The sequence below is a fragment of the Streptococcus sp. KHUD_010 genome, from assembly GCF_040207525.1.
Lineage (GTDB): Bacteria > Bacillota > Bacilli > Lactobacillales > Streptococcaceae > Streptococcus > Streptococcus hominis.
This window is the reverse complement of the sequence record NZ_CP157941.1, coordinates 1,783,048-1,806,365: the sequence shown is the minus strand read 5'-3', so window position 1 is coordinate 1,806,365 and position 23,318 is coordinate 1,783,048. Positions and strand designations below refer to the sequence as shown.

Genomic DNA, 23,318 nt, shown 5'->3' with positions numbered 1-23,318 from the left:
TATAAAAGAAAAAGTTTGTGAAGTTTACTTGAAAGTGTTTACAAGATAAAGAAAATAAGGTATAATAATCTTGTGAAAAAATTAACAAAGGATTTGTAAAAATCCTGAGAACCATTGGAGGAACACATGGCTGATAAAAAAACATTAACTCCCGAAGAAAAAAAGTTAGCTGCTGAAAAGCATGTTGACGAACTTGTTCAAAAAGGGCTAGTTGCTCTGGAAGAAATGAGAAAATTAAATCAAGAACAAGTAGACTACATTGTTGCAAAAGCTTCAGTTGCTGCTCTTGATGCACATGGTATCTTAGCAGAACATGCTGTTAAAGAAACAGGTCGCGGTGTCTTTGAAGACAAAGCAACAAAGAACCTCTTTGCCTGCGAACACGTTGTTAACAATATGCGTGGTGTTAAAACTGTTGGTGTGATTGAAGATGATCCTATTACAGGTTTAACGAAAATTGCTGAACCAGTCGGAGTAATCTGCGGAATCACTCCAACGACCAACCCAACTTCAACAGCGATTTTCAAATCATTGATTTCGCTGAAAACGCGTAATCCAATTATCTTTGCTTTCCACCCATCTGCTCAAGAATCTTCTGCTCATGCGGCACAAATCGTACGTGATGCAGCGATTGCAGCAGGTGCACCTGAAAACTGTGTTCAATGGATTACTCAACCATCTATGGAAGCTACAACAGCTTTGATGAATCATGAAGGTATTGCAACCATTCTTGCGACTGGTGGGAATGCTATGGTAAAAGCTGCTTATTCATGCGGCAAACCTGCTCTTGGAGTTGGTGCTGGTAACGTTCCAGCTTACGTTGAAAAATCAGCAAATATCCGCCAAGCAGCACATGATATCGTGATGTCCAAATCATTTGATAATGGTATGGTCTGTGCATCTGAGCAAGCTGTGATCATTGATAAAGAAATCTATGATGAATTTGTAACAGAATTCAAATCTTACCATACTTACTTTGTCAACAAAAAAGAGAAAGCGCTTTTGGAAGAATTCTGTTTTGGTGCAAAAGCCAACAGCAAGAACTGCGCTGGTGCAAAATTGAACCCAAATATTGTTGGTAAACCAGCTACATGGATTGCTGAGCAAGCAGGATTCAAAGTACCAGAAGGTACAAATATCTTGGCTGCTGAATGTGCAGAAGTTGGAATTAAAGAACCATTGACTCGTGAAAAATTATCACCTGTTATTGCGGTTTTGAAAGCGGAAGATACTGAAGATGGACTTAAAAAAGCTCGTCAAATGGTTGAATTTAATGGTCTAGGACACTCAGCTGCTATCCATACAAAAGACGAAGCTCTTGCAAAACGTTTCGGTACGGAAATAAAGGCAATGCGTATTATCTGGAACTCTCCATCTACCTTTGGTGGTATCGGTGATGTATACAACGCCTTCATTCCATCATTAACACTTGGATGTGGTTCATACGGACACAACTCAGTTGGTGATAACGTATCAGCTATCAACCTTCTTAACATCAAGAAAGTAGGGAAACGTAGAAATAATATGCAATGGTTTAAAGTTCCTTCAAAAATCTACTTCGAACGTAACTCAATTCAATATCTTCAAACTTGCGAAGGTATCGAACGTGTCATGATTGTTACCGATAAATCAATTGAAAAACTCGGTTTTGTACAACGTGTGATTGACCAATTGAATCTTCGTAAAAACAAAGTCACGATTCAAGTTTTCTCAGATGTTGAACCAGATCCAGATATCACAACAGTTCGTCGTGGTGTTGAAGTAATGCGCTCGTTTGAACCAGACACTATCATTGCCCTTGGTGGTGGTTCACCAATGGATGCAGCTAAAGGTATGTGGATGTTCTATGAACAGCCAGACGTTGACTTCGGTGACCTCGTTCAAAAATTCATGGATATCCGCAAACGTGCCTTCAAATTCCCATCACTTGGTAAGAAAGCACAATATATCGGTATTCCAACAACATCTGGTACAGGTTCGGAAGTAACACCGTTTGCAGTTATCTCTGATAAGGCAAATAATCGTAAATACCCAATCACTGACTACGCTTTGACACCAACTATTGCAATTGTTGATCCTGCTTTGGTAGAATCTGTTCCAGCATTTATTGCTGCTGACACAGGTATGGATGTCTTGACACACGCAACTGAAGCTTATACTTCTAACTTTGCCAATGACTATACAGATGGTATTGCTCTTCAAACCATCAAGTTAGTCTTCAAATACTTGGAAAAATCTGTAAAAACAGCTGACCCAGAAGCACGTGAAAAGATGCACAATGCCTCTACAATGGCTGGTATGGCCTTTGCAAATGCTTTTCTTGGGATGAGTCACTCAATGGCGCATAAGATTGGTGCTGTTCACCACACCATTCACGGACGTACAAATGCTATTTTACTTCCTTATGTTATCCGTTACAATGGAACTCGTCCATCTAAAACTACAACATGGCCTAAGTACAATTACTGGAAAGCTGATGAAAAATTCCAAGATATTGCTCGTATGCTAGGTCTTCCTTGCTCAACACCAGAAGAAGCGGTTGAAGCGTATGCTAAAGCTGTTTATGACCTTGGTGTAGCGGTTGGTATCAAGATGAACTTTAAAGATCAAGGTATTGATGAAAAAACTTGGAAAGATAGCTTACATGATATTGCCGTTCTTGCTTATGAAGACCAATGTTCACCAGCCAATCCACGCTTGCCAATAGTTACTGACATGGAAGAAATCATGGCTGACGCCTACTATGGCTATGCAGAACGTCCAGGACGTCGTAAATAGACAGTAAAGTTTGTTCTGATTTGAATCGTTCGTCATTGTACAGACAATGTATTCAGATTTTTAGACCTAAATCAGTTTATCAGTCACCATCTCCCTGCTTTTGTAGGGAGATTTTTCTATTTGGAGAGAGTGTTCTTTCTCTTGCTTGGTATTGTATGTGTTTTCCTGTAAACTAGTTGTGAAAAAAGGAGGGCGGTCATGTTTCAATTGTTAGTGTTTGATATGGACGATGTCATTGTGGATACAGAAAATCTTATACTTCTCTTTGCCCTAAAATATCATAATAGACTGATAAGTTTTGAATCTGTAAATTTGATACTAAAATAATGAAAAGTTGATGTTGCAAAAAGCATTATGAGTGTTATAATATAATTGTGTAAGCGGTTTCTAAAATAGATGATATTTATAAAAATAAGGAGGAAATATAATGTCAGTATTTTATGTTCCATCAGTTAATCTTATTGGTTGTGGTGTGATTAATGAAATAGGTGATCATATCAAAGAATTGGGGTATAAGAAAGCTCTCTTGGTGACAGACCATTATATTGCAAGCAGTGACATTTTACCTAAGGTAACTGCACCACTTGATAAGGAAGGCATTGAGTATGTCGTTTTTAGTGATGTTGAGCCAAATCCAACTGTAAAAAATGTTGAAGACGGTTTAGCTGTTTTGCAAGATAATAATTGTGATTTTATTATTTCACTTGGTGGTGGTTCGCCACAAGATGCTGCTAGTAGTATTTCAATTCTTGCAACGAATGGCGGGCGTCCGCAAGATTACGAAGGTGTTCACAAATCAAAAGAAAAAGGCTTGCCGGTTGTAGCAATCAATACGACAGCAGGAACATCAGCTGAAATCACGATTAACTATGTTATTACTGACGAAGAGCGTAAAGTGAAAATGGTTATGGTTGATAAGAATAGCCTTGCACTCCTGTCAGTAAATGATCCAGAATTGATGATTTCAAAACCAAAAGCTTTGACAGCTGCAACAGGTATGGATGCTCTTACACATGCGGTTGAAGCCTTGGTAACACCAGGTGCGTATAATGTAACGAAAAAATTGTCTATTGGTGCAATTGAGTTAATTAAAGAATTTTTGCCACGTGCTGTTGAAAAAGGCCATGACATTGAAGCACGCGAAGCTATGGTTAATGCGATTTTCCTAGGTGGGATGGCCTTTAATAATGCTGGGCTAGGTTATGTACACTCTATGGCTCATCAACTTGGAGCAGTTTACAATCTTCCTCACGGTGTTTGTTGTGCCATGCTTTTACCAGTTGTAGAGCGTGAAAATGCAAAACGTGTGCCAGAAGCATTCCGAAATGTTGCAAAAGCTCTTGGTCTCCATACGGAAGGTAAAAGTGATAAAGAATGCGCTGATTATGCCATTTCTGAAATTGAAAAATTATCAGCAACTGTGGGCATTCCGAAAAAATTGACAGAACTGGACATTAAAGAAGAGGAATTTGACTTTGAATACCTTTCTAAAAATGCACTCATTGATGCTTGTGCACCAGGAAATCCATTTATGCCAACCTTAGAAGAAACGATTGCTCTTTACAAAGAGTTGTTTTAAGCGCTGATTTGTCGTAAAAATAAAAAAGCGAGATAGAACTAATATTTGAAAATTTTTAGTCAGTAGTTTCAACTTCGCAAAGTTGTTCAATAGCCTCTCGGGCTGTCAAAGTGGTGAATGAAGAGAAACGCAGTTTTCATCAAAAATACTCATCTAAGCTTGAAAAATGACTAAGGAGTGGTTTGCTTTGCTGTAACTTTAAAGAAGTATTTAGATATTAGCTACTACGTCAAAAGCTTTTTGCTATTATAAAATAAGGCAGGGATAATATTGTCTCTGCCTTTTATTTGCGTTCGTCTTTTGGGGAATGTCCAAAATAGGTACGATATTTGTCATAAAAGTAAGTTTTATTTGGAAATCCAACACTTTGTGCTACCTCGTAAATTGGCATACGTGTAGATAGGAGAAGATGTTTAGACAGACGCCAGGACAATACCGAAAAGAACACCAGCAATGAGAAAATTTTAAACTTTTATTCAAAAGCGACTCTGGATGATACTCCTAAAAAAAGCATTCTCCCTTGCTAATTCTATTATAGGGTCTCCATTCTAGACAATTCTTGGGGGGATAGCATTCACAGAGATGCAGTCTTTGTATGCCTCAGAGGCAATCCGCAATGATTATAGTGTCATGTTAACAGAGCTATCGTTCTGGTTGAAACTACTTTCAAGATTTAAGAGAAAAGTAATTGTTATTAGAAATTAGAACCAAAATCTCAGATATTGTTGAAAGCGCTTTGAAAAATAGTTATAATAACATCGTAAGATTGAAAGCGCTTTAAAAATTGATCTACAATAGCAAAGGAGAAGGCTGTCTATGGCACAAATGACAAAAGACGAGCTGATTGCCAAAATAAAAAATGGCATCATTGTTTCCTGTCAAGCCTTGCCACACGAACCGCTATATACTGAAGCAGGTGGAGTTATTCCCCTTTTGGTGAAAGCGGCTGAACAAGGAGGGGCTGTTGGCATTCGAGCTAATAGTGTTCGGGATATTAAGGAAATTAAAGAGGTTACTTCGTTGCCGATCATCGGCATTATCAAGCGGGATTATCCACCTCAAGAGCCATTTATTACCGCAACGATGCGAGAAATTGATGAACTAGCAGCTCTGGATATTGAAGTAATTGCTTTTGATTGTACAAAGCGGGAACGTTTTGATGGTTTAAAAATTGCGGATTTCATCAAGCAAGTGAAAGAAAAATATCCTTATCAATTGCTCATGGCAGATGTGAGCACCTTTGAAGAGGGTGTGGCTGCAGCAGAAGCAGGTGTGGACTTTGTAGGGACAACTTTGTCAGGTTACACCTCTTATAGTCTGCAATGCGAGGGACCAGATTTTGATTTGGTAAAAAAATTGTGTGATGCAGGTTTGGATGTTATCGCAGAAGGAAAGATTCACTACCCAAGTGAAGCGAAAACCATTCATGACCTAGGTGTCAGAGGAATTGTGGTCGGTGGTGCCATTACGCGTCCCAAAGAAATCACAGAGCGCTTTGTTGCGGCAGTATGTGAAAATTAGGAACAATCCTATCCGTATAAAAGGATAAAATAAAAGGAGAAAAAATATGAGAATGAAGAAAATACTTTGTTCGTTGTTTGCAGGGGCTGCTATTTTATCGTTGGCAGCATGTGGAAATTCAGCTGGTTCAAACAAATCAGCTGATTCAGGAAGTTCTTCTGGCAAGACAGAGATTACTTGGTGGGCTTTCCCAGTTTTCACGCAAAAAAAGGCCAGCGATGATGTTGGTACGTATGAAAAAGAAATTATCAAGGCTTTTGAAAAAGCTAATCCAGATATTAAAGTGAAATTAGAAACCATTGACTTCAAATCTGGTCCAGAAAAAATTACAACAGCTATTGAAGCAGGAACAGCGCCAGATGTGTTGTTTGACGCATTGTGAAACCAGGTTTTGCTGCCCTTGCCATTTTTACCTTTATCAACACATGGAATGACTACTTTATGCAATTGGTCATGCTGACATCGCGGCAGAATCTAACTATTTCACTAGGGGTAGCAACGATGCAGGCTGAAATGGCGACCAACTATGGTCTGATTATGGCTGGTGCTGCTATGGCAGCTGTTCCGATTGTAACCGTCTTTCTTGTCTTCCAAAAATCCTTCACACAAGGTATTACCATGGGAGCTGTGAAAGGATAAGGAGGGAAAACGAATGATTTTCGATGAATTGGAAAATCTCGCCCATTACAAAGGTATCCATAAGCATTTGGATTGTGCTATTGATTATCTCTTAACTCACGATGTAAACGATTATGATTCGGGACGGTATGAGATTGCCGGAGAAAAAGTATTTCTGTTTGTACAGGAAAATGAATTGTGTTCTGACACGACAGATGAATTTGAATTTCATCAAGATTATCTGGATTTACATTTTCTTTTGGCAGGTCATGAAGTTATTCAATATGGCACAAGAGTAAAAGAAGTAAGAGAATCGTATGATAAAAAGAAGGATATTGGGTTTGTGATTTGTGAGCAGCTCTATCCACTTTATTTGGACAAGCAGAATTTTGCTGCATTTTTGCCCAACGAACCACATCAGCCCAATAGATTTGCTGCTAAAGGTGATAAGGTCAAAAAATGTGTCGTAAAAGTTTTGCTCAATGATTAAACTAATTGATTAGGAGGTAGAACCATGGAAAAGAGAGGTTCTCAGTTAATACGAAGTATATTTGATACAGATAATTTCTTTATGAGAATATGTGAGAAAATATTAGATTTGGTGACTGTGAACCTCATCTTTCTTTTGTCTTGTCTACCACTTGTTACGATTGGTATTGCCAAAATTAGCTTGTATGAAACTTTGTTTGTCATCAAAGATTCGCGACGCATAAAAGTAACAGCAACCTATGTGCAGGCATTTAGGAAAAATTGGAAGGTCGGTTTCAAACTTGGTTTGCTAGAACTCAGCATTGTAGGTATCAGTCTATTTGACCTCCTGCTTTTTTGGAAGCATGAAACAATGCCATTTCAAATGTTAAAAGCAACCTGTATCGGCGTCATCATTTTTGCTAGTTTGCTATTTTTATGTGTCTATCCTTTGGCAGCTAAGTTTGAAATGACGGTAAAAGATCTATTACAAACAGGACTGATCATGGTGAGTTTGCATTTTCTGTGGTTCTTTTTGATGATAGCCTTATTAGCTGTAATTGTCTTTTTACTCTCTAGTTCAGGATTTGTATTGCTACTGGGCTTTACTCTTTTTGTATTAGTTGGCTTTGCAGCCTTAGGGTTTTTGCAATTGCCTATTATGGAAACTATTTTTAATAAGTATAAACGATAAAACCAATTAACTTGGAGAATAAAATATGAGAGATTTAAAAAAATACGAAGGGGTCATTCCGGCCTTCTATGCTTGCTATGATGATCAAGGCGAGATTAATCCAGAGCGCGTGCGAGCTTTGGTAGAATATTTTCTTGAAAAAGGAGTTCAAGGATTGTATGTCAATGGTTCATCTGGTGAATGTATCTACCAAAGTGTTGCTGATAGAAAATTGATTTTAGAAGAAGTCATGGCGGTGGCAAAAGGGAAATTAACTATTATTGCTCACGTCGCTTGCAACAACACCAAGGATAGTATGGAGTTGGCGCGCCATGCAGAGAGTTTGGGAGTGGATGCTATTGCGGCTATTCCGCCGATTTACTTCCGCTTGCCAGAATACTCGGTTGCCCAATATTGGAACGACATTAGCGCAGCTGCGCCGCAGACAGATTTTGTGATTTACAATATTCCACAGTTGGCAGGTGTAGCTCTGACGCCGAGTCTCTATACAGAAATGCTCAAAAATGAACGCGTGATTGGTGTGAAGAACTCTTCTATGCCTGTCCAAGACATTCAAACCTTTGCAGCACTTGGTGGGAAAGACCACCTCGTCTTTAATGGTCCAGATGAGCAATTCTTAGGCGGTCGCCTGATGGGAGCAAGAGCAGGTATCGGCGGAACGTATGGCGCAATGTCAGAACTTTTCTTGAAGCTCAATCAATTGATTGCTGACAAAGAATTGGAAAAAGCAAAAGAACTGCAATTTACCATTAACGCTATTATCGGGAAATTAACAGCTACTCATGGGAATATGTATTCCGTCATCAAGGAAGTCTTGAAAATCAATGAAAATCTAAATATCGGCTCTGTCCGTTCTCCATTAACACCAGTGACAGACACGGATCGTCCGATTGTAGAAGAAGCGGCACGCTTGATTCGTGCAGCTAAGGAAGCATTCCTATAATAGAAAAAGAGGTGGATTATGAGAAAATACATTGCCATTGATATTGGTGGAACAAATATCAAATATGGTCTGATTGATGATACCGACACCTTGTTGGAAGCGCATGAAATACCAACAGAGGCTCATAAAGGCGGTCCAGAAATTTTGCGTAAGGTGAAGGGGATTGTAGCAAGTTATTTAGAGCAGACTTCGGTTGCTGGGATTTGTATTTCCTCAGCTGGAATGGTCGATCCAGATAAAGGAGAAATCTTTTATGCTGGTCCTCAGATTCCGAACTATGCAGGTACTCAGTTCAAGAAAGTGGTAGAAGAAACATTTGCCGTTCCTTGTGAGATTGAAAATGATGTCAATTGTGCTGGCTTGGCGGAAGTTATGTCAGGCAGCGGCAAGGGAGCGAGCATTGCGATTTGTTTGACGATTGGAACGGGTATCGGTGGCTGCTTGCTGGTGGACGGTCAGATTTTCCACGGTTTTAGTAATTCGGCCTGTGAAGTCGGTTATGTGTATCTGCCAGACGGTGCTTTCCAAGATGTGGCTTCAACGACTGCCTTGGTCAATTATGTAGCAGAGCTTCACGGAGAAGATCCTACTATGTGGAATGGACGCCGCATTTTCAAAGAAGCTACCGAAGGAAATGCACGTTGTATCCAAGGAATCGACCGCATGGTCAACTATTTGGGGCAAGGGATTGCGAATATTTGCTATGTGGTCAATCCAGAAGTGGTGATCTTAGGTGGCGGCATTATGGGTCAAGAGGCCATTCTTCGCCCTCGAATTGAGACTGCTATGAAAGCTTGTCTGGTACCAAGTATTGCTGAAAAAACCAAGCTCGCTTTTGCTCATCATCAAAATGCTGCAGGGATGTCTGGAGCTTATTATCACTTTAAAAATAAACATCCTTAACGGAAAACTTCCTATAATGAAAACGAGCAAATCCTTCAGTGAGGAGTTGCTCGTTTTTGTTTGATGCATTATTTGTGTCGCCTATAATAGCCATTTAATTTTTGATTTTCCCAAAAGCTGTTGAAGATTTTTTCCTTCTTTTCCCGGTCAATTTCTAGGAAAAAGGCATAAAGGAGGTCAATCATAAGTAGCATAGGAAACTGTGCTGAGGTGCGTAAGATATACTCTGGTTTGCTTTGAATGGCAACAGTGATGATTTCAGTAAAGGTTTCTTTGACTTTGTTGGGGTGTCCTGTTACTAAACCGTTTTCGCACCCATTGCTTGAGCGTCGATGAGGCTGTTGATGATAGATTGCGTTCCTCCGGACAAAGAAAATCCAATAACCAAGCAATTTTCATCTAGGATACTGGTTGTCCAAGCAAAACCGTCTTGATCTGTCAATGCTTCGCAGACAACACCAAGCCGCATGAGGCGCAGCTTCATATCGCGTGCGACAAGACCAGAGCTTCCCGTCCCAAAGAAATAGACGCGGTCAGCTGCTTCGATGAGATTGGCAACGCGCAGCAGTTTGTCTTCGTCAACCAATTCCTCAGTTTGTTGACGGATTTGAGCATAGTTTCGCAGCACTCTACGAGATAAGTCATTTTGTACTTTCTCGTCCTGTTCCGCGTTTTCTTGCAATTGATGAAGGTATTGAAAATTAAACTCTCTGTAGCCTTTAAATCCGCATTTCTTTGCAAAGCGTGTCAAGGCTGCTTGAGAGATGTAGAGAGCTTGCGCAACTTTTTGAGAAGAGAGATCGTCATATATGCTAGAAGGGCTCAAAAAGTAGTTGGCAATCCGATTTTCTAAGTCGGTCATGCTATCAAAGTGGCTTTCAATCGTCGTTAAGATATGCTGCGTATTTTCCATAAGAGGTCACTTTCTTTGCTGGTGATAGTTATAGAACAACTGTTTTAAGAGTATAATTGTATTATAACATTTTTAAGGGGAATTAAGTAGGAGAGAGCTTTTCAGAACAGGTAGTTAGGAAACACGTAAATAAGCAGGAAATATAAACTGATAGAGTGGAAAATGCAATATAAAAAATGTTCATCTACCCAGAAAAGAAATAAAACTCTGTGACGAATGATTTGAAAATGTGTTATAATTTATACAAGAAAGCGTTACACCTATTGTGTCAAAAGGAGGTGCAAGATATGACGAATGCTACTCTTGAGCAAATGCAGGAAATTGAGCAAGCAGCAGATGAAGTGTTGGCGGGCTACAAAAGTCAAATTCAGGAATTGCGAGAGCAAGCGGCTAGTAATCTGAAACAGCTAGGGCAATCTTACGACGAAGAGAAAGAGCGATTGGTGACCGAGTTAAAGGAGCGCTCTGAACGAGAGTTAGCTGTCTTAACACAGGATTTAGAGCAAACGAGACAAGAGAACGAAGAAAAAGCCCAAGCGGCTTTGTCAAATAAAAAAGAAGTGCTGCTACAAATGATTGTGGACAGGGTGGTAGAAAAATATGGCCATTAGTCAAATGCAGGAGTTGTCGCTGCTATTGCCAAAAGATTTGTTGGATGATGTCCTCTCCTATTTGCAAAATCTCCAGTCGGTTGAAATTCAAAACTTGCAGACAAAAGAAACTTGGCAGGGAGCTTTCGAGCAAGAGTTAGTGTGGAATCCTGATAAGTCTTTCTCGGAACATCTTCAAACTTTGACTCGGCGGCAGGAAAAACTTGGAAATATGATTGAACGCTTGCAAGCATTTGTGCCAAAGAAGAAATTACTGGAGTCGTTGAAGGAAGCTCCTTTGGAAACAACCTTTGTAAGTCTAGAAGAAGCAGGGCAGGCGCGTGATGAAGAAGCGCTTCTTGCTAACATTCAACAACAATTTCAATCGTTGACAAGAGCAGAGGAAGTTAAAGAAAGAGCTCAGTCAGATGTGGCAGAGCTAGAAAAATGGGCAAGTTTAGCCGTTACGCCGTCAGCACTTAAGCATTTTAAACACCTTCGTGCGTTTGTGGGAAGCATTCCAAGCAGTGAGAACAATCAGCTAAATGCTCGATTACGGGACTATCCTAATCTGGAAGTCCAAGAGATTTTTACCAGTACCACAGAAAGTGGAATTCTTGTGCTATGTAAAGCAGAAACAGCTAAGGAAATGCAAGCATTCTTGACAGAGCTTGGTTTCAAACCTTTTGAATATCCCTTTGAAGAATTGCCTAGTGAGCGCTTGACATCGTTAAAAGAAACGATAAAGGAACAAGAAACGGTTATCAGCTCAACGCAAACGCAGCTTGCAGCTTCCAGTAAGGAACTGCAACAGCTCAAGCTTCAGTTGGACTATATTTTGAATCTTACTTCTCGCCAAGAAAGCAAGGGAGAACTTGCCAGTACGCAGAATTTGGTTGCTTTAGAAGGCTGGATTGAGCAAGAGCAGATAGAAGATTTGAAAATGGGCCTTGCGCAACAATTTGGTGGGGCTGTCTTGCTTCAAATCCATGAAATGGAGGCAGCTGATCGACAGCGAGTCCCGACAAAACTTAAAAATAATGCTCTGATTGAGCCCTTTGAGCTGGTGACAGAGATGTATTCGCTGCCGAAATACGAAGATAAAGATCCAACGCCCGTGGTTTCGGTCTTCTACTTTATCTTTTTTGGCATGATGGCAGCTGATATTGGCTATGGTCTGTTGCTCTTTGGCGGAACGACTTGGGCTTTGAAGACTTTATATGTTAAGCCAAGTCTAGCAAAGAATTTACGCTTTTTTAGAATTTTAGGAATCGGTGTTGCACTCTGGGGAGTGATTTATGGTTCTTTCTTTGGCTTCAAATTGCCTTTTGCGCTCATTGATACCAGCACAGATGTGATAACCATTTTGATTATTTCGGTCGTGATAGGATTTGTAACAGTCATGACAGGACTGTTTCTCAGTGGCAAAAAGAACATTCGCATGAAGGATTATGCGGCAGCTTATAATTCAGGTTTTGCGTGGATGCTGATTCTCATTGGTCTGGCTTTGCTAGCAGCGGGGCGACTGTTCCCAACTCTTGCTATGGTCGGCTTTATCGGGCAATGGCTGGCTATTGTAAATGCTGTCGGCATTGTACTGGTTTCTATTATCAGCGCTAAGAGTTTGAAAGGCTTGGGTCCTGCACTGTTTAATCTATACAATATCAGCAGCTATGTGGGAGACTTGGTGAGCTTTACGCGACTCATGGCTTTGGGGCTTGCTGGTGCAAGCATTGGCTCAGCCTTTAACTTAATTGTTAGTCTCTTTCCGCCTTTTGCTCGCTTTAGTATTGGGATTGTGCTGTTTCTCGCCCTCCACGGTATCAATATGTTTCTCTCCTTTTTATCAGGCTATGTGCACGGAGCGCGTTTGATTTTTGTTGAGTTTTTTGGGAAATTCTACGACGGTGGCGGAAAAGCTTTTAAACCTTTGAAGCCAGCAGAGAAATATGTCCGCTACAAAAAATAGCACAGCGAAATTATTTTAGCAACTCAGCTAGAAGTTTTATGTCATTGACAAAATTACCAAATAAATAATGTTTACTATTAGAAATGGAGTTTATTCATGCAAGCTTTTTCATCTTATTTTTCAACTTACGGTGGTGCTTTTTTTGCCGCACTCGGTGTGGTTTTTGCGATTTTTCTCAGCGGTATCGGTTCTGCGCGCAATGTCGGTTCAACCGGTCAGGCTGCGGCAGCCCTATTAAAAGAACAACCTGAGAAATTCGTTAGCGCTTTGATTTTGCAGCTTTTGCCAGGTACGCAAGGCTTGTACGGTTTTGTTATCGGGATTTTGATTTTCTTTAAAATCCAGCCTGAAATGGCTCTTCAGACAGGTCTAGCCCTCTTTTTTGCCGCACTTCCAATTGGGATTGTCGGTTATTACTCTGCTAAATATCAAGGAAATGTAGCAACCGCTGGTATGCAGATTTTGGCAAAGCGACCTGAAGACGTCATGAAAGGGGTTATCCTTGCTGCTATGGTAGAAACCTATGCTATCCTTGCCTTTGTTGTATCTCTTTTGATGGTTTTAAATGTAAAATGAGACAGGTTCAATGTCTTGAAACAAGATTGCATAGAAGGAGGCAGATATGGAATTTGAATCTCATTTGAGGGATTCGGTTTTGGAGCAGGCGCATGAAAATGGGCGGCAGCTATTAGCCGATGCTAAAGAGTCTATTGAGCGTGAAGCTAAAGAGCAAGAAGCACGGTTGAAACAAGAAAAACTGCAACAGCGTGAGCAAGAAATAAAAGCGATCAACCGTCAGGTACAGCGTGAAGTGCAGCAGCTAGAAAATGAAAAACGTCAGTCTACTTTAGCGACCAAGCAAGGGATTTTGAAAGAATTATTTGCGGAGGCTTATGAGCAAATGGCGACTTGGTCGGTCGAGCAGGAGCAGGCTTTCTTGGAGCAGGTCTTAAAAAAGTATCCGCAAGAAGAACTTGTTTTGACAGTTGGCTCACGGACATTGGTTAAATATTCGGCTGGACAATTGGAACGATTGTTAGAGCACTATCCGCACGTAAAATTGGCTTCCTCGTCTGTGAGTGGAGAAGCAGGTTTTCTTCTTTCGCGAGGCAATATTGATGATAATTACCTCTATCGCAATTTAGTAGATTCTTTGTGGCAGGAGGAGAGTTATCAGCTTGCTCAGACGATTTTCCAAGACGAAGCAGACTAAGGAGGCATTCTATGAATGAAAAGACCTTCGCTCAAGTGAATACAGGAATTAGCATTCATGAGAGTAGCTTCTTAAGTCTGACACAATACGAGCAGTTGTTGCGGACTTTCACTTCTGAAAGTCGGTCAGCAGCTTTGGAAGGAACAGTTTATAATCTGGATCATGAGCAACTAACAGACTTAAATGCGATTGAGAAGTTTCTCATGAAACATTTGTTTGCAGAGTACGCTTGGGCTTTTGAAGTCAGTCCAGAATCTGCTTTGGTGGAGTTTTTTACGCTCAAATATACCTATCACAATCTTAAGGTGCTGCTTAAGCACAAGGCAACAGGTTTGAATTTAAAACCCCTCTTGATTATGGTTGGGCCTTATCCTTTAGATATTTTGGAGCATTTGGTTGCAACCTTTTCTGCTGAACATTGTCCTAATTTTATGGCGGATGAAATAGCAGCAACTTGGGCGGAATATCAGGATTATCAAGATGTGCGCGTTCTGGAAATTGGAATGGATCTGGCTTATTTCAAACACTTAAAAAGCTTGGAGTCTGCATTTGAAGACGAGCGGCTTAAGCAACTGGTGCGGTTGACAATTGATTTTTATAATGCAGTAACGGTGCAGCGTGCCATTCGTCACCAAAAACCGCACAGTTTCATGACACAGTTGTTATCAGATGAAGGCTCTTTGACGAGTGCAGAGTGGATTGAGTTGGCAGAAAAAGGCGATCTTGCTGGCTGGTTTTCCAAAGTTAATCCATTAGAATTTGACGCAGAATTACGCATTTATGAAGAAAAAATGCGTTCGGATAAGTTGACAAATCTTGAACTGGAGTATTTGGCAGACTTGGTTCAGTTTAAGCTCTTAGAACAAGGGCGATTTGAAACAAGTGGTCCGCTTCCGCTCGCTCGTTATTTATTGGGAAAAGAGCTGGAAGTGAAGAATCTTCGACTTATTTTGACTGGTTTGACAAATCAGCTTCCAGTAGAGACGATTAAAGAAAGGATGAGACCGATTTATGGCCAGTAAAACTTATAAAATTGGTGTGGTGGGGAACCGCGATGCCATTCTGCCTTTTCGCCTGATTGGTTTTCAGACTTTTCCAGTCACCGAAGCGACCGAAGCGGTGAATACTTTACGGCGATTGAGTCGAGAAGATTTTGCTATTATTTATTTGACAGAAGATATGGCTGCTGAAATCCCTGAAACGCTGGCTTACTATGATAAGCAAGTGCTGCCAGCGATTATCTTAATTCCGACCCATAAAGGGGTAATGGGATTAGGACAGAAGCGTATTCGCGAGAACGTAGAAAAAGCAGTTGGACAGGATATATTGTGAGGTTTTTATGAAAATGAATGAATTAGGCCAGCCCATTGGAGATGCCCTGCCGAATTTCAAACCGGGAGATTTGCCCAATCTGGAGCGTATAGAAGGGCGGTATGCTGTTATTGAGCGTCTGTCCAAGGACAAGCATGGAGCGGATTTATATGAAGTGTATGGTTCGGATTCTCCTGCTGACATGTGGACTTATCTCTTTCAAAATCCTGTTCAAAGTCAGGATGAGTGGTCGGCCTTGCTAGATCAGATGCTGGCAGTTCCAGATCGTTTTTACTATGCCATTGTAGATAAGGAGAGTGGCAAGGCATTGGGCACTTTTGCTCTAATGAGAATTAATCGGGGTAGCCGTGTCATGGAGGTGGGATCTGTGACCTATTCGCCCCAATTGAAACGAACCAGACTGGCGACAGAAGCCCAATATCTGTTGGCACGTTACGTTTTTGAGGAGCTGGAGTATCGCCGCTACGAGTGGAAATGCGATGCACTCAATCAACCTTCAAGATACGCAGCAGAAAGGCTTGGTTTTATCTACGAGGGCACTTTTCGTCAGGCAGTTGTTTATAAAGGGCGTAACCGAGATACTGATTGGCTAGCCATGATTGACAAGGACTGGCCAGCGGTCAAAATTCGTTTAGAAAAATGGCTAAGCCCAGATAATTTTGATGAAAATGGGCAACAAATAAAATCCTTATCTGATTTTTAAAATAAGAAGTATCAATTTTTGCTGTAGAGATAGCTAAGAAGGGTTTCAAGCTCACGGCAAGGATAGAAAATAAGCAAAAATCTCCCAAAGAATGGAGGAAGATTGTGAGTCAAGGAAAGATTATAAAAGTTTCGGGTCCTTTGGTAGTAGCTTCTGGGATGCAGGAAGCGAATATTCAGGATATTTGTCGTGTGGGCAATTTGGGCTTGATTGGGGAAATCATTGAGATGCGTCGAGATGAGGCCTCTATTCAGGTATATGAAGAGACCTCTGGGCTTGGACCAGGAGAGCCGGTGGAAACAACGGGGAGTCCGTTGTCGGTCGAATTAGGGCCGGGGCTGATTTCGCAAATGTTTGACGGAATTCAGCGGCCTTTGGCACGCTTTCAAACAGTAACTAATAGTGACTTTTTGGTGCGCGGAGTGCAGCTGCCTCATCTGAATCGTGAGACCAAGTGGGACTTTGTGCCTTGTCTGGAGATTGGAGTAGAGGTAACAGCCGGAGATATTCTGGGTACGGTTCAAGAAACCGAGCTGGTAGTTCACCGCATTCTAGTGCCGATTGGTGTCAGCGGCCGTGTGACTAAGATAGAAGCGGGGAGCTATACTGTCGATCAGCCTGTCTATGAGATTGAACAGGCAGATGGATCCGTTTTTGTTGGCAGTCTTATGCAGAAGTGGCCGGTTCGTCGAGGTCGCCCCTTTGCTCAAAAGCTAATTCCAGAGGAGCCTTTGGTGACGGGTCAACGAGTGATTGATACCTTTTTCCCTGTGACCAAGGGCGGTGCGGCTGCTGTTCCAGGTCCTTTCGGAGCAGGCAAGACGGTCGTTCAGCATCAGGTTGCTAAGTTTGCCAATGTGGATATCGTGATTTATGTGGGTTGCGGTGAGCGGGGCAATGAAATGACCGATGTGCTCAATGAATTTCCAGAGCTGATTGATCCAGCAACTGGTCAGTCTATCATGCAGCGAACTGTTCTGATTGCCAACACGTCCAATATGCCAGTTGCGGCGCGTGAAGCTTCTATCTATACAGGAATTACGATTGCTGAATACTTCCGAGATATGGGGTATTCTGTCGCCATTATGGCAGATTCGACTTCGCGTTGGGCAGAAGCTCTGCGGGAAATGTCAGGACGTTTGGAAGAAATGCCGGGCGACGAAGGCTATCCAGCCTATCTCGGCAGTCGGATTGCTGAATATTACGAACGAGCGGGTCGGGTTAAAACCTTAGGGAGTGACGAGCGTGAGGGAAGCATTACCGCAATCGGCGCTGTTTCCCCTCCGGGTGGAGATATTTCTGAGCCAGTCACGCAAAACACTCTGCGGATTGTCAAAGTTTTCTGGGGCTTGGATGCTCAGTTGGCACAACGTCGCCATTTCCCTGCGATTAACTGGCTCAGCTCTTACTCGCTTTATCTAGACGAGGTGGGTCAATATATCGATCAGCATGAGCAGTTGACTTGGTCGGAAAAAGTAACCAAGGCGATGAATGTTCTTCAAAAAGAGAGTGAGCTACAGGAAATCGTGCGGCTGGTCGGTCTGGACTCTCTGTCTGAAAAGGATCGTCTCACCATGAATACAGCTAAAATGCTTCGGGAAGACTACTTGCAGCAGAATGCTTTTGACGAAGTGGATACCTACACTTCCTTTAAAAAACAAGTAGCTCTGCTCACTAATATTTTAACATTTGATGAGGAAGCCAATCGTGCCTTGAATTTAGGTGCCTACTTTACCGAAATCATGAACGGTACTGTGGAGCTGCGAGATCGAATTGCTCGCTCTAAATTTATCCCAGAAGAGCAGCTGGATGCAATTTGTAATTTGGATGCTGCTATTCGAGAAAACTTGCATGAGATTCTTGCACAAGGAGGAGCAGATAATGAACGTGATTAAAGAATACCGTACTGTTAGTGAAGTTGTTGGTCCTTTGATGATTGTAGAGCAAGTAGAAGGCGTGCATTTTAATGAATTGGTGGAAATCCAGCTCCATGACGGAACTAAGCGTCAGGGGCAGGTTTTGGAAGTGCAAGAAGACAAGGCGATGGTGCAGCTGTTTGAGGGTTCCAGCGGTATCAATCTAGAAAAAGCTAAGGTGCGTTTTACCGGCAGACCGCTTGAATTGCCAGTGTCAGAAGATATGGTAGGACGAATTTTCAACGGTATGGGCAAGCCTATTGACGGTGGACCAGATATTTTGCCGGAAAAATACTTGGATATTGACGGTCAAGCCATCAATCCGGTCGCGCGAGATTATCCCGATGAGTTTATCCAGACTGGGATTTCAGCCATTGATCACCTCAATACTTTGGTGCGCGGTCAAAAATTGCCAGTTTTCTCTGGTTCAGGTCTGCCTCACAAGGAATTGGCTGCCCAGATTGCTCGTCAAGCTACGGTACTCAATTCAGAAGAAAATTTTGCAGTAGTCTTTGCGGCTATGGGGATTACTTTTGAAGAAGCCGAATTTTTCATGAACGACTTGCGGGAAACGGGAGCTATTGATCGCTCTATCCTCTTCATCAACCTAGCCAATGATCCTGCTATTGAGCGGATTGCGACACCGCGGATTGCCTTGACGGCTGCCGAATACTTGGCTTATGAAAAGGACATGCACGTTCTCGTCATCATGACAGATATGACCAACTACTGCGAGGCCTTGCGTGAAGTATCTGCGGCTCGCCGAGAAGTGCCGGGACGCCGTGGTTATCCGGGTTATCTCTATACCAATCTTTCCACCCTTTATGAACGGGCGGGGCGCTTGGTGGGGAAGAAAGGCTCAGTGACGCAGATTCCCATTCTCACTATGCCTGAGGATGACATCACTCACCCCATTCCTGATTTGACAGGTTACATCACCGAAGGTCAGATTATCCTGTCGCGTGACCTTTACAACAGCGGTTATCGTCCACCGATTAACGTTCTGCCGTCTCTTTCGCGTCTTAAGGATAAGGGCTCTGGCGAGGGAAAGACTCGGGGAGACCATGCAGCAACTATGAATCAGCTCTTTGCAGCTTATGCACAAGGCAAACAAGCCAAAGAATTAGCGGTTGTATTGGGAGAATCCGCCTTATCTGACACCGATAAGCTTTATGTCCAATTTACCGAGCGATTTGAAAAAGAATACATCAATCAAGGTTTTTATACCAATCGGACGATTGAAGAGAGTTTGGATTTAGGCTGGGAATTGTTGTCTATCTTGCCACGGACGGAGCTTAAGCGGATCAAGGACGACATGATTGATCAATATTTGCCAGAAAGCAAGCAGCACATTTAAGGAGGTGAGCCGATGACTCGTTTGAATGTCAAACCAACCCGAATGGAGCTGAACAACCTGAAAGAGCGCCTAAAAACAGCTACTCGCGGCCACAAACTCCTCAAGGATAAGCGGGATGAATTGATGCGTCGTTTCATTGAGGCTGTTCGCGAAAACGACCGCCTCCGCAAAAAGGTTGAAGCAGCTCTGGTTGGTCACATGCAGGATTTTGTATTGGCAAAAGCTTTAGAAAGCGACCTCATGGTGGAGGAAATTTTTGCTGTTCCTATGCGAGAAGTCAATCTTCATATCGAACAGGAAAATATCATGAGTGTGCAGGTGCCTAAGATGCATGCCCGTATTGACAATCCTTATGGTGATGATGAGGGAGATGTGGTTTATAGCTATGTAGCTTCTAATAGCCAGATGGATGAGACGATTGAGGATATGGGCAACCTATTGCCTGACCTCCTGCGCTTAGCAGAAATTGAAAAGAGTTGCCAGCTGATGGCAGATGAGATTGAAAAGACCCGTCGTAGGGTCAATGGCTTAGAGTATGCAACCATTCCGGATCTCACAGAAACCATTCATTATATCGAGATGAAGCTAGAAGAAGCCGAACGCGCTAGTCTAGTGAGAGTAATGAAAGTGAAATAAAAATGTGAGGGCATTAAAAAAATACTGAAAATAGGCTGTAAAACAATTTACAAAGAGTTCTGCAAAGTTTTCAGCCAGTCGGCTTTTGCGCTGACAAATTGGAAATAAAATAATAACAAAAGAGACGATGAATTCATCACATTCATCGTCTCTTTTGTTGATTGAAAAAGAAGCAGCTTTTTCTGTGGTCGTCTATTAGTATTCTTTGAAAAACTCATGGTGTGTCGTTGGCTTCAGCCTGTCTAATTCTGCACAATCATCCAAAATTCTCTTAAATTTCTCTGTAATAACGACAGCTTTTCCTATTTTTATACTTGAAGAAAATTAAAATCACACATTGTTAACTTCATTTTGTCATACTTACTGTTACTGACAATTCGGCTCTTTGATTTTTCATTACCTGTTAATAAGATTCACGCTTTTAGCAATATTTATTTTAAAAGCTAAGAAGTTTCCACTTGACAAGTGAGTGATTACTTACTATAATGGGAATTGTAGAGGTAGTGAGTAATCACTCATCTATTAGAAAGAGGTTTTTTATGGAAAAATTATTGGATTTACAAAACCTGATAAAAAATTTTGGCAGTCAGGTTGTTCTTAATCATGTTAGTTTCCATCTAGAAGCAGGGGAAATTGTTGGTTTAATTGGACCGTCTGGTGCTGGAAAATCAACGATGATAAAGACTATGCTCGGAATGGAAAAAGCCAACGAAGGGAAGGCGCTGGTTCTCAATCATCAGATGCCTAACCGGCGAGTTTTAGGAGATATCGGCTACATGGCACAATCCGATGCCCTTTACGAAAGTCTATCTGGGGCAGAAAATCTGGAATTTTTTGGAAAAATGAAAGGGCTGACGAAAACAGAACTTTCTCAAGCCATTCACCACGCTGTTCAGGTTGTTGATTTATCTGAACACCTCAATAAAACTGTTGCGGGCTATTCCGGTGGAATGAAGCGCCGACTTTCTTTGGCAATTGCTCTTTTAGGCAATCCTCGCCTCCTCATACTAGATGAACCAACTGTTGGGATAGACCCCGCACTGCGTCGTCAAGTTTGGCGAGAACTGCATCAACTCAAAAAAAACGGCGTTGGTATCCTAGTGACAACACATGTTATGGATGAAGCTGAATTAACAGATAAAGTTGGATTATTGCTAGATGGTAGAATAATGGCTTTTGATAGTCCTGCTAACTTAAAATCAAGCTATCAAGTTAATTCCATCGAAGATGTTTTCTTAAAGGCAGAAGGAGAATTATGATGAGAATTTTCGCGATTTCAAAAAAGGTATTGACAGAATTATTACGTGACAAACGGTCTCTGGCACTTTTGTTTTTGGCTCCAATATTCATCATGTGGCTCATGAATATTGCTTTTTCTGCCAGTACCGATACGAATGTTCAAATAGCTTCCGTAAATGTTTCAAATGCTGTTAAAAAGTCATTAGATGGTGTTAAACACATCAGTACTAAAGGCTATAAAACAGAATATGCGGCTAAAAAGGCTTTAAAAGACAAAAAGGCAGATGCCGTACTAGTTTATAAAGACAAAGAAAAATATAAGCTCACCTATGCTAATACCGATACTAGCAAAACCGCGCTAACGCGGCAGGCTGTTAAAAGCACTCTAAAACAAGTGCAAATACAGGAATTGCTTCAAAATCTCAAAAAGGCACAACAACAAGCGAGTGCAAAAGCAGCTCAAGCGAATAGATTGCCAGACAAATATCAAAATAATAGCCAGTCTGATATGAGTGAAGCTAACCTTAATCAAACCAAACAAACTAATATTCAACAAACGACATTTGATATTTCTGAAGATTATATTTACGGCAATAAAGATACCACCTTTTTTACTAAGATGGTCCCAATCTTGATGGGCTTTTTCGTCTTCTTCTTTGTTTTCCTCATTTCAGGCATGGCCTTGCTTAAGGAACGAACAACAGGAACACTTGATCGCCTTTTAGCAACCCCAGTCAAACGTTCAGATATTGTCTTTGGTTACATGCTTTCTTATGGCGCTGTTGCAGCCTTACAAACAACTATTATTGTGTTGTCAACAGTTTGGCTGTTAAAATTAAAAGTATTAGGAAGCATGATAGATGTTATTTTAGTCAATATTTTATTTGCCTTGGTTGCTTTATCTTTTGGATTATTATTATCCACTTTAGCGCAATCTGAGTTTCAAATGATGCAATTCATTCCTATCATTATTGTTCCGCAAGTATTTTTCTCAGGTATTATTCCTTTAGATTCCATGGCAAACTGGATCCAATCTATGGGAAAATTCCTCCCTCTTTATTATGCTGGACATGCGTTATCAGAAATTGTTTTACAAGGGACTAGTATCCTTAACCTAGAATCTGACTTATTTGTCCTCCTAATTTTCTTGTCTATCTTAACCGTTCTCAATATTGTTGGACTTAAACGTTATCGAAAGGTATAATAAAATAGACAAAAGTGAGGTAACTATGAACAACAGTAATATTTTACATAACTACAAAGAATGGTTAGAGCATCATCAAATGCCAGCTGGAAAAAAGAAAACATTAGTTGCTGCCATTGAACTTTTTTCTCAACAAGGCTATAATGGAACCTCTACTGCTCAGATCGCTGAAAAAGCTGGGGTTAGTCAGGCTACCATCTTTAAATATTTTAAAACTAAAAGTGAATTATTATCAGAAATTATGCAGCCTATGATTCCTGAGTTGAAGAAAGATTTTTTCCCGCGGCTTAAGAACTACCATCGTTTGGAAGAGACTGTTCATTTCATTGTTCAAGATCGTTTTCACTTTTTAGCTCAAAATGCAGAACTCATTAAAATTCTTGTGCAAGAATGTTTGGTCAATACAGAATTACGAGAAGCGCTATTAGTTAACATTCAAATGTCGATCTTGACTGACTTTACTGACTATTGGCAATTATTAAAAAGCAAAAACCCTCAAATCAATTCTAATCTCAGCGGTATGGATGTTATCAGAACGAATGCTGGTTTGCTTTTTGCTTATTTCGCACAGCGTTTTATTTTAAATATACCAACACTATCGCAAGCTGATGATTTAATCCTTATTGAAAAACAAATCCTGTCTCTTTTGACATTGAAATAAAATGCTACAAGACTATGACTCAAAAATCAGAGAGGCATAGGCTTTATTGAAGTAGGGCAAGCTCAAAGCGTCCACTGTAGG

At 41.1% G+C, this 23,318-nt stretch carries 21 protein-coding genes and 3 pseudogenes; 22 read left to right on the top strand and 2 right to left on the bottom strand.

Annotated elements, in window-relative coordinates; translation table 11 throughout:
• The first annotated feature begins 126 nt into the window (after positions 1–126).
• Together adhE and ABKA15_RS08895 are read left to right on the top strand one after the other, a co-directional pair.
• The gene (adhE, locus tag ABKA15_RS08900) at positions 127–2,778 is read left to right on the top strand and encodes a bifunctional acetaldehyde-CoA/alcohol dehydrogenase (protein ID WP_049511844.1); all 2,652 of its coding nucleotides are present in this window, start codon (positions 127–129) and stop codon (positions 2,776–2,778) included.
• 427 nt (positions 2,779–3,205) lie between these two features.
• Positions 3,206–4,357, top strand: coding sequence for an iron-containing alcohol dehydrogenase (locus ABKA15_RS08895; RefSeq protein ID WP_049511845.1), 1,152 nt, complete (start codon positions 3,206–3,208; stop codon positions 4,355–4,357).
• A 283-nt stretch (positions 4,358–4,640) separates the two neighbouring features.
• Here ABKA15_RS08895 and ABKA15_RS08890 read toward each other — a convergent pair whose 3' ends face one another.
• Positions 4,641–4,748 (bottom strand): helix-turn-helix domain-containing protein, encoded by a 108-nt coding sequence (locus tag ABKA15_RS08890; protein ID WP_106388128.1) that lies wholly within the window; start codon positions 4,746–4,748, stop codon positions 4,641–4,643.
• A gap of 425 nt (positions 4,749–5,173) precedes the next feature.
• On the opposite strand from ABKA15_RS08890, the gene ABKA15_RS08885 reads away from it, so the two are divergent.
• The 7 genes and pseudogenes from ABKA15_RS08885 to ABKA15_RS08855 all read left to right on the top strand — a co-directional run bounded on the left by ABKA15_RS08885 (position 5,174) and on the right by ABKA15_RS08855 (position 9,504).
• A complete protein-coding gene (locus tag ABKA15_RS08885; protein WP_049511846.1) occupies positions 5,174–5,878 on the top strand; it encodes an N-acetylmannosamine-6-phosphate 2-epimerase in 705 nt (234 codons plus the stop codon).
• 46 nt (positions 5,879–5,924) lie between these two features.
• Positions 5,925–6,254: pseudogene (locus tag ABKA15_RS08880) on the top strand (ABC transporter substrate-binding protein); the annotation flags it as partial.
• Positions 6,254–6,517, top strand: a pseudogene (locus ABKA15_RS08875) (carbohydrate ABC transporter permease); the annotation flags it as partial. The pseudogenes ABKA15_RS08880 and ABKA15_RS08875, both read left to right, overlap by 1 nt.
• Before the next feature lie 13 nt (positions 6,518–6,530).
• Positions 6,531–6,986 (top strand): YhcH/YjgK/YiaL family protein, encoded by a 456-nt coding sequence (locus ABKA15_RS08870; protein ID WP_049511853.1) that lies wholly within the window; start codon positions 6,531–6,533, stop codon positions 6,984–6,986.
• Between the two features lie 24 nt (positions 6,987–7,010).
• Positions 7,011–7,658, top strand: coding sequence for a DUF624 domain-containing protein (locus tag ABKA15_RS08865; protein WP_049511855.1), 648 nt, complete (start codon positions 7,011–7,013; stop codon positions 7,656–7,658).
• A gap of 25 nt (positions 7,659–7,683) precedes the next feature.
• On the top strand, positions 7,684–8,601 hold the full coding sequence (locus ABKA15_RS08860) for a dihydrodipicolinate synthase family protein (RefSeq protein WP_049511857.1): 918 nt from the start codon (positions 7,684–7,686) through the stop codon (positions 8,599–8,601).
• Positions 8,602–8,619: 18 nt separating this feature from the next.
• On the top strand, positions 8,620–9,504 hold the full coding sequence (locus tag ABKA15_RS08855; protein ID WP_049511861.1) for an ROK family protein: 885 nt from the start codon (positions 8,620–8,622) through the stop codon (positions 9,502–9,504).
• Positions 9,505–9,572: 68 nt separating this feature from the next.
• Here the strand turns inward: ABKA15_RS08855 and ABKA15_RS08850 are convergent.
• A pseudogene (locus ABKA15_RS08850) lies at positions 9,573–10,417 on the bottom strand (MurR/RpiR family transcriptional regulator).
• Between the two features lie 287 nt (positions 10,418–10,704).
• On the opposite strand from ABKA15_RS08850, the gene ABKA15_RS08845 reads away from it, so the two are divergent.
• From ABKA15_RS08845 to ABKA15_RS08785, 13 genes are all read left to right on the top strand, one after another.
• Positions 10,705–11,028, top strand: coding sequence for a hypothetical protein (locus ABKA15_RS08845; protein WP_022525235.1), 324 nt, complete (start codon positions 10,705–10,707; stop codon positions 11,026–11,028).
• Positions 11,018–12,976: a V-type ATP synthase subunit I gene (locus ABKA15_RS08840; RefSeq protein ID WP_049511865.1), complete on the top strand. Its 1,959-nt coding sequence runs from the start codon at positions 11,018–11,020 to the stop codon at positions 12,974–12,976. Before ABKA15_RS08845 ends, ABKA15_RS08840 begins: the two co-directional genes overlap by 11 nt.
• 96 nt (positions 12,977–13,072) lie before the next feature.
• Positions 13,073–13,552 carry a V-type ATP synthase subunit K gene (locus ABKA15_RS08835; protein ID WP_003027244.1) on the top strand — a complete coding sequence of 160 codons (480 nt, stop codon included), beginning with the start codon at positions 13,073–13,075 and terminating at the stop codon, positions 13,550–13,552.
• A gap of 46 nt (positions 13,553–13,598) precedes the next feature.
• Complete coding sequence (locus ABKA15_RS08830; RefSeq protein ID WP_049511866.1) at positions 13,599–14,189, top strand: ATP synthase subunit E; 591 nt, start codon at positions 13,599–13,601, stop codon at positions 14,187–14,189.
• Between the two features lie 11 nt (positions 14,190–14,200).
• Complete coding sequence (locus ABKA15_RS08825; RefSeq protein ID WP_049511868.1) at positions 14,201–15,211, top strand: V-type ATPase subunit; 1,011 nt, start codon at positions 14,201–14,203, stop codon at positions 15,209–15,211.
• Positions 15,201–15,521, top strand: a complete 321-nt coding sequence (locus ABKA15_RS08820) for a V-type ATP synthase subunit F (RefSeq protein WP_049511870.1) — start codon at positions 15,201–15,203, stop codon at positions 15,519–15,521. The genes ABKA15_RS08825 and ABKA15_RS08820 overlap by 11 nt, the downstream gene beginning before the upstream one ends.
• Positions 15,522–15,528: 7 nt before the next feature.
• Entirely contained in the window at positions 15,529–16,224 is a 696-nt protein-coding gene (locus ABKA15_RS08815; protein WP_049511872.1) for a GNAT family protein, read from the top strand.
• Between the two features lie 104 nt (positions 16,225–16,328).
• The gene (locus tag ABKA15_RS08810) at positions 16,329–18,119 is read left to right on the top strand and encodes a V-type ATP synthase subunit A (RefSeq protein WP_049511874.1); all 1,791 of its coding nucleotides are present in this window, start codon (positions 16,329–16,331) and stop codon (positions 18,117–18,119) included.
• A complete protein-coding gene (locus ABKA15_RS08805; protein WP_003041062.1) occupies positions 18,106–19,497 on the top strand; it encodes a V-type ATP synthase subunit B in 1,392 nt (463 codons plus the stop codon). The genes ABKA15_RS08810 and ABKA15_RS08805 overlap by 14 nt, the downstream gene beginning before the upstream one ends.
• Positions 19,498–19,509: 12 nt before the next feature.
• Positions 19,510–20,133 carry a V-type ATP synthase subunit D gene (locus ABKA15_RS08800; RefSeq protein ID WP_049511877.1) on the top strand — a complete coding sequence of 208 codons (624 nt, stop codon included), beginning with the start codon at positions 19,510–19,512 and terminating at the stop codon, positions 20,131–20,133.
• 539 nt (positions 20,134–20,672) lie between these two features.
• Positions 20,673–21,392, top strand: a complete 720-nt coding sequence (locus ABKA15_RS08795) for an ABC transporter ATP-binding protein (protein WP_049511879.1) — start codon at positions 20,673–20,675, stop codon at positions 21,390–21,392.
• Complete coding sequence (locus tag ABKA15_RS08790; protein WP_049511881.1) at positions 21,392–22,576, top strand: ABC transporter permease; 1,185 nt, start codon at positions 21,392–21,394, stop codon at positions 22,574–22,576. Before ABKA15_RS08795 ends, ABKA15_RS08790 begins: the two co-directional genes overlap by 1 nt.
• Positions 22,577–22,601: 25 nt before the next feature.
• Positions 22,602–23,237, top strand: a complete 636-nt coding sequence (locus ABKA15_RS08785; RefSeq protein WP_003027272.1) for a TetR/AcrR family transcriptional regulator — start codon at positions 22,602–22,604, stop codon at positions 23,235–23,237.
• Positions 23,238–23,318 lie beyond the last annotated feature (81 nt).

Coding starts and splice junctions, on each gene's coding strand:
- ABKA15_RS08840 (WP_049511865.1), top strand. CDS start 11,018: ATGGCCATTAGTCAAATGCAGGAGTTGTCGCTGCTATTGCCAAAAGAT.
- ABKA15_RS08800 (WP_049511877.1), top strand. CDS start 19,510: ATGACTCGTTTGAATGTCAAACCAACCCGAATGGAGCTGAACAACCTG.
- ABKA15_RS08815 (WP_049511872.1), top strand. CDS start 15,529: ATGAAAATGAATGAATTAGGCCAGCCCATTGGAGATGCCCTGCCGAAT.
- ABKA15_RS08790 (WP_049511881.1), top strand. CDS start 21,392: ATGAGAATTTTCGCGATTTCAAAAAAGGTATTGACAGAATTATTACGT.
- ABKA15_RS08885 (WP_049511846.1), top strand. CDS start 5,174: ATGGCACAAATGACAAAAGACGAGCTGATTGCCAAAATAAAAAATGGC.
- ABKA15_RS08825 (WP_049511868.1), top strand. CDS start 14,201: ATGAATGAAAAGACCTTCGCTCAAGTGAATACAGGAATTAGCATTCAT.
- adhE (WP_049511844.1), top strand. CDS start 127: ATGGCTGATAAAAAAACATTAACTCCCGAAGAAAAAAAGTTAGCTGCT.
- ABKA15_RS08820 (WP_049511870.1), top strand. CDS start 15,201: ATGGCCAGTAAAACTTATAAAATTGGTGTGGTGGGGAACCGCGATGCC.
- ABKA15_RS08895 (WP_049511845.1), top strand. CDS start 3,206: ATGTCAGTATTTTATGTTCCATCAGTTAATCTTATTGGTTGTGGTGTG.
- ABKA15_RS08830 (WP_049511866.1), top strand. CDS start 13,599: ATGGAATTTGAATCTCATTTGAGGGATTCGGTTTTGGAGCAGGCGCAT.
- ABKA15_RS08855 (WP_049511861.1), top strand. CDS start 8,620: ATGAGAAAATACATTGCCATTGATATTGGTGGAACAAATATCAAATAT.
- ABKA15_RS08865 (WP_049511855.1), top strand. CDS start 7,011: ATGGAAAAGAGAGGTTCTCAGTTAATACGAAGTATATTTGATACAGAT.
- ABKA15_RS08785 (WP_003027272.1), top strand. CDS start 22,602: ATGAACAACAGTAATATTTTACATAACTACAAAGAATGGTTAGAGCAT.
- ABKA15_RS08870 (WP_049511853.1), top strand. CDS start 6,531: ATGATTTTCGATGAATTGGAAAATCTCGCCCATTACAAAGGTATCCAT.
- ABKA15_RS08890 (WP_106388128.1), bottom strand. CDS start 4,748: ATGCCAATTTACGAGGTAGCACAAAGTGTTGGATTTCCAAATAAAACT.
- ABKA15_RS08795 (WP_049511879.1), top strand. CDS start 20,673: ATGGAAAAATTATTGGATTTACAAAACCTGATAAAAAATTTTGGCAGT.
- ABKA15_RS08805 (WP_003041062.1), top strand. CDS start 18,106: ATGAACGTGATTAAAGAATACCGTACTGTTAGTGAAGTTGTTGGTCCT.
- ABKA15_RS08860 (WP_049511857.1), top strand. CDS start 7,684: ATGAGAGATTTAAAAAAATACGAAGGGGTCATTCCGGCCTTCTATGCT.
- ABKA15_RS08835 (WP_003027244.1), top strand. CDS start 13,073: ATGCAAGCTTTTTCATCTTATTTTTCAACTTACGGTGGTGCTTTTTTT.
- ABKA15_RS08845 (WP_022525235.1), top strand. CDS start 10,705: ATGACGAATGCTACTCTTGAGCAAATGCAGGAAATTGAGCAAGCAGCA.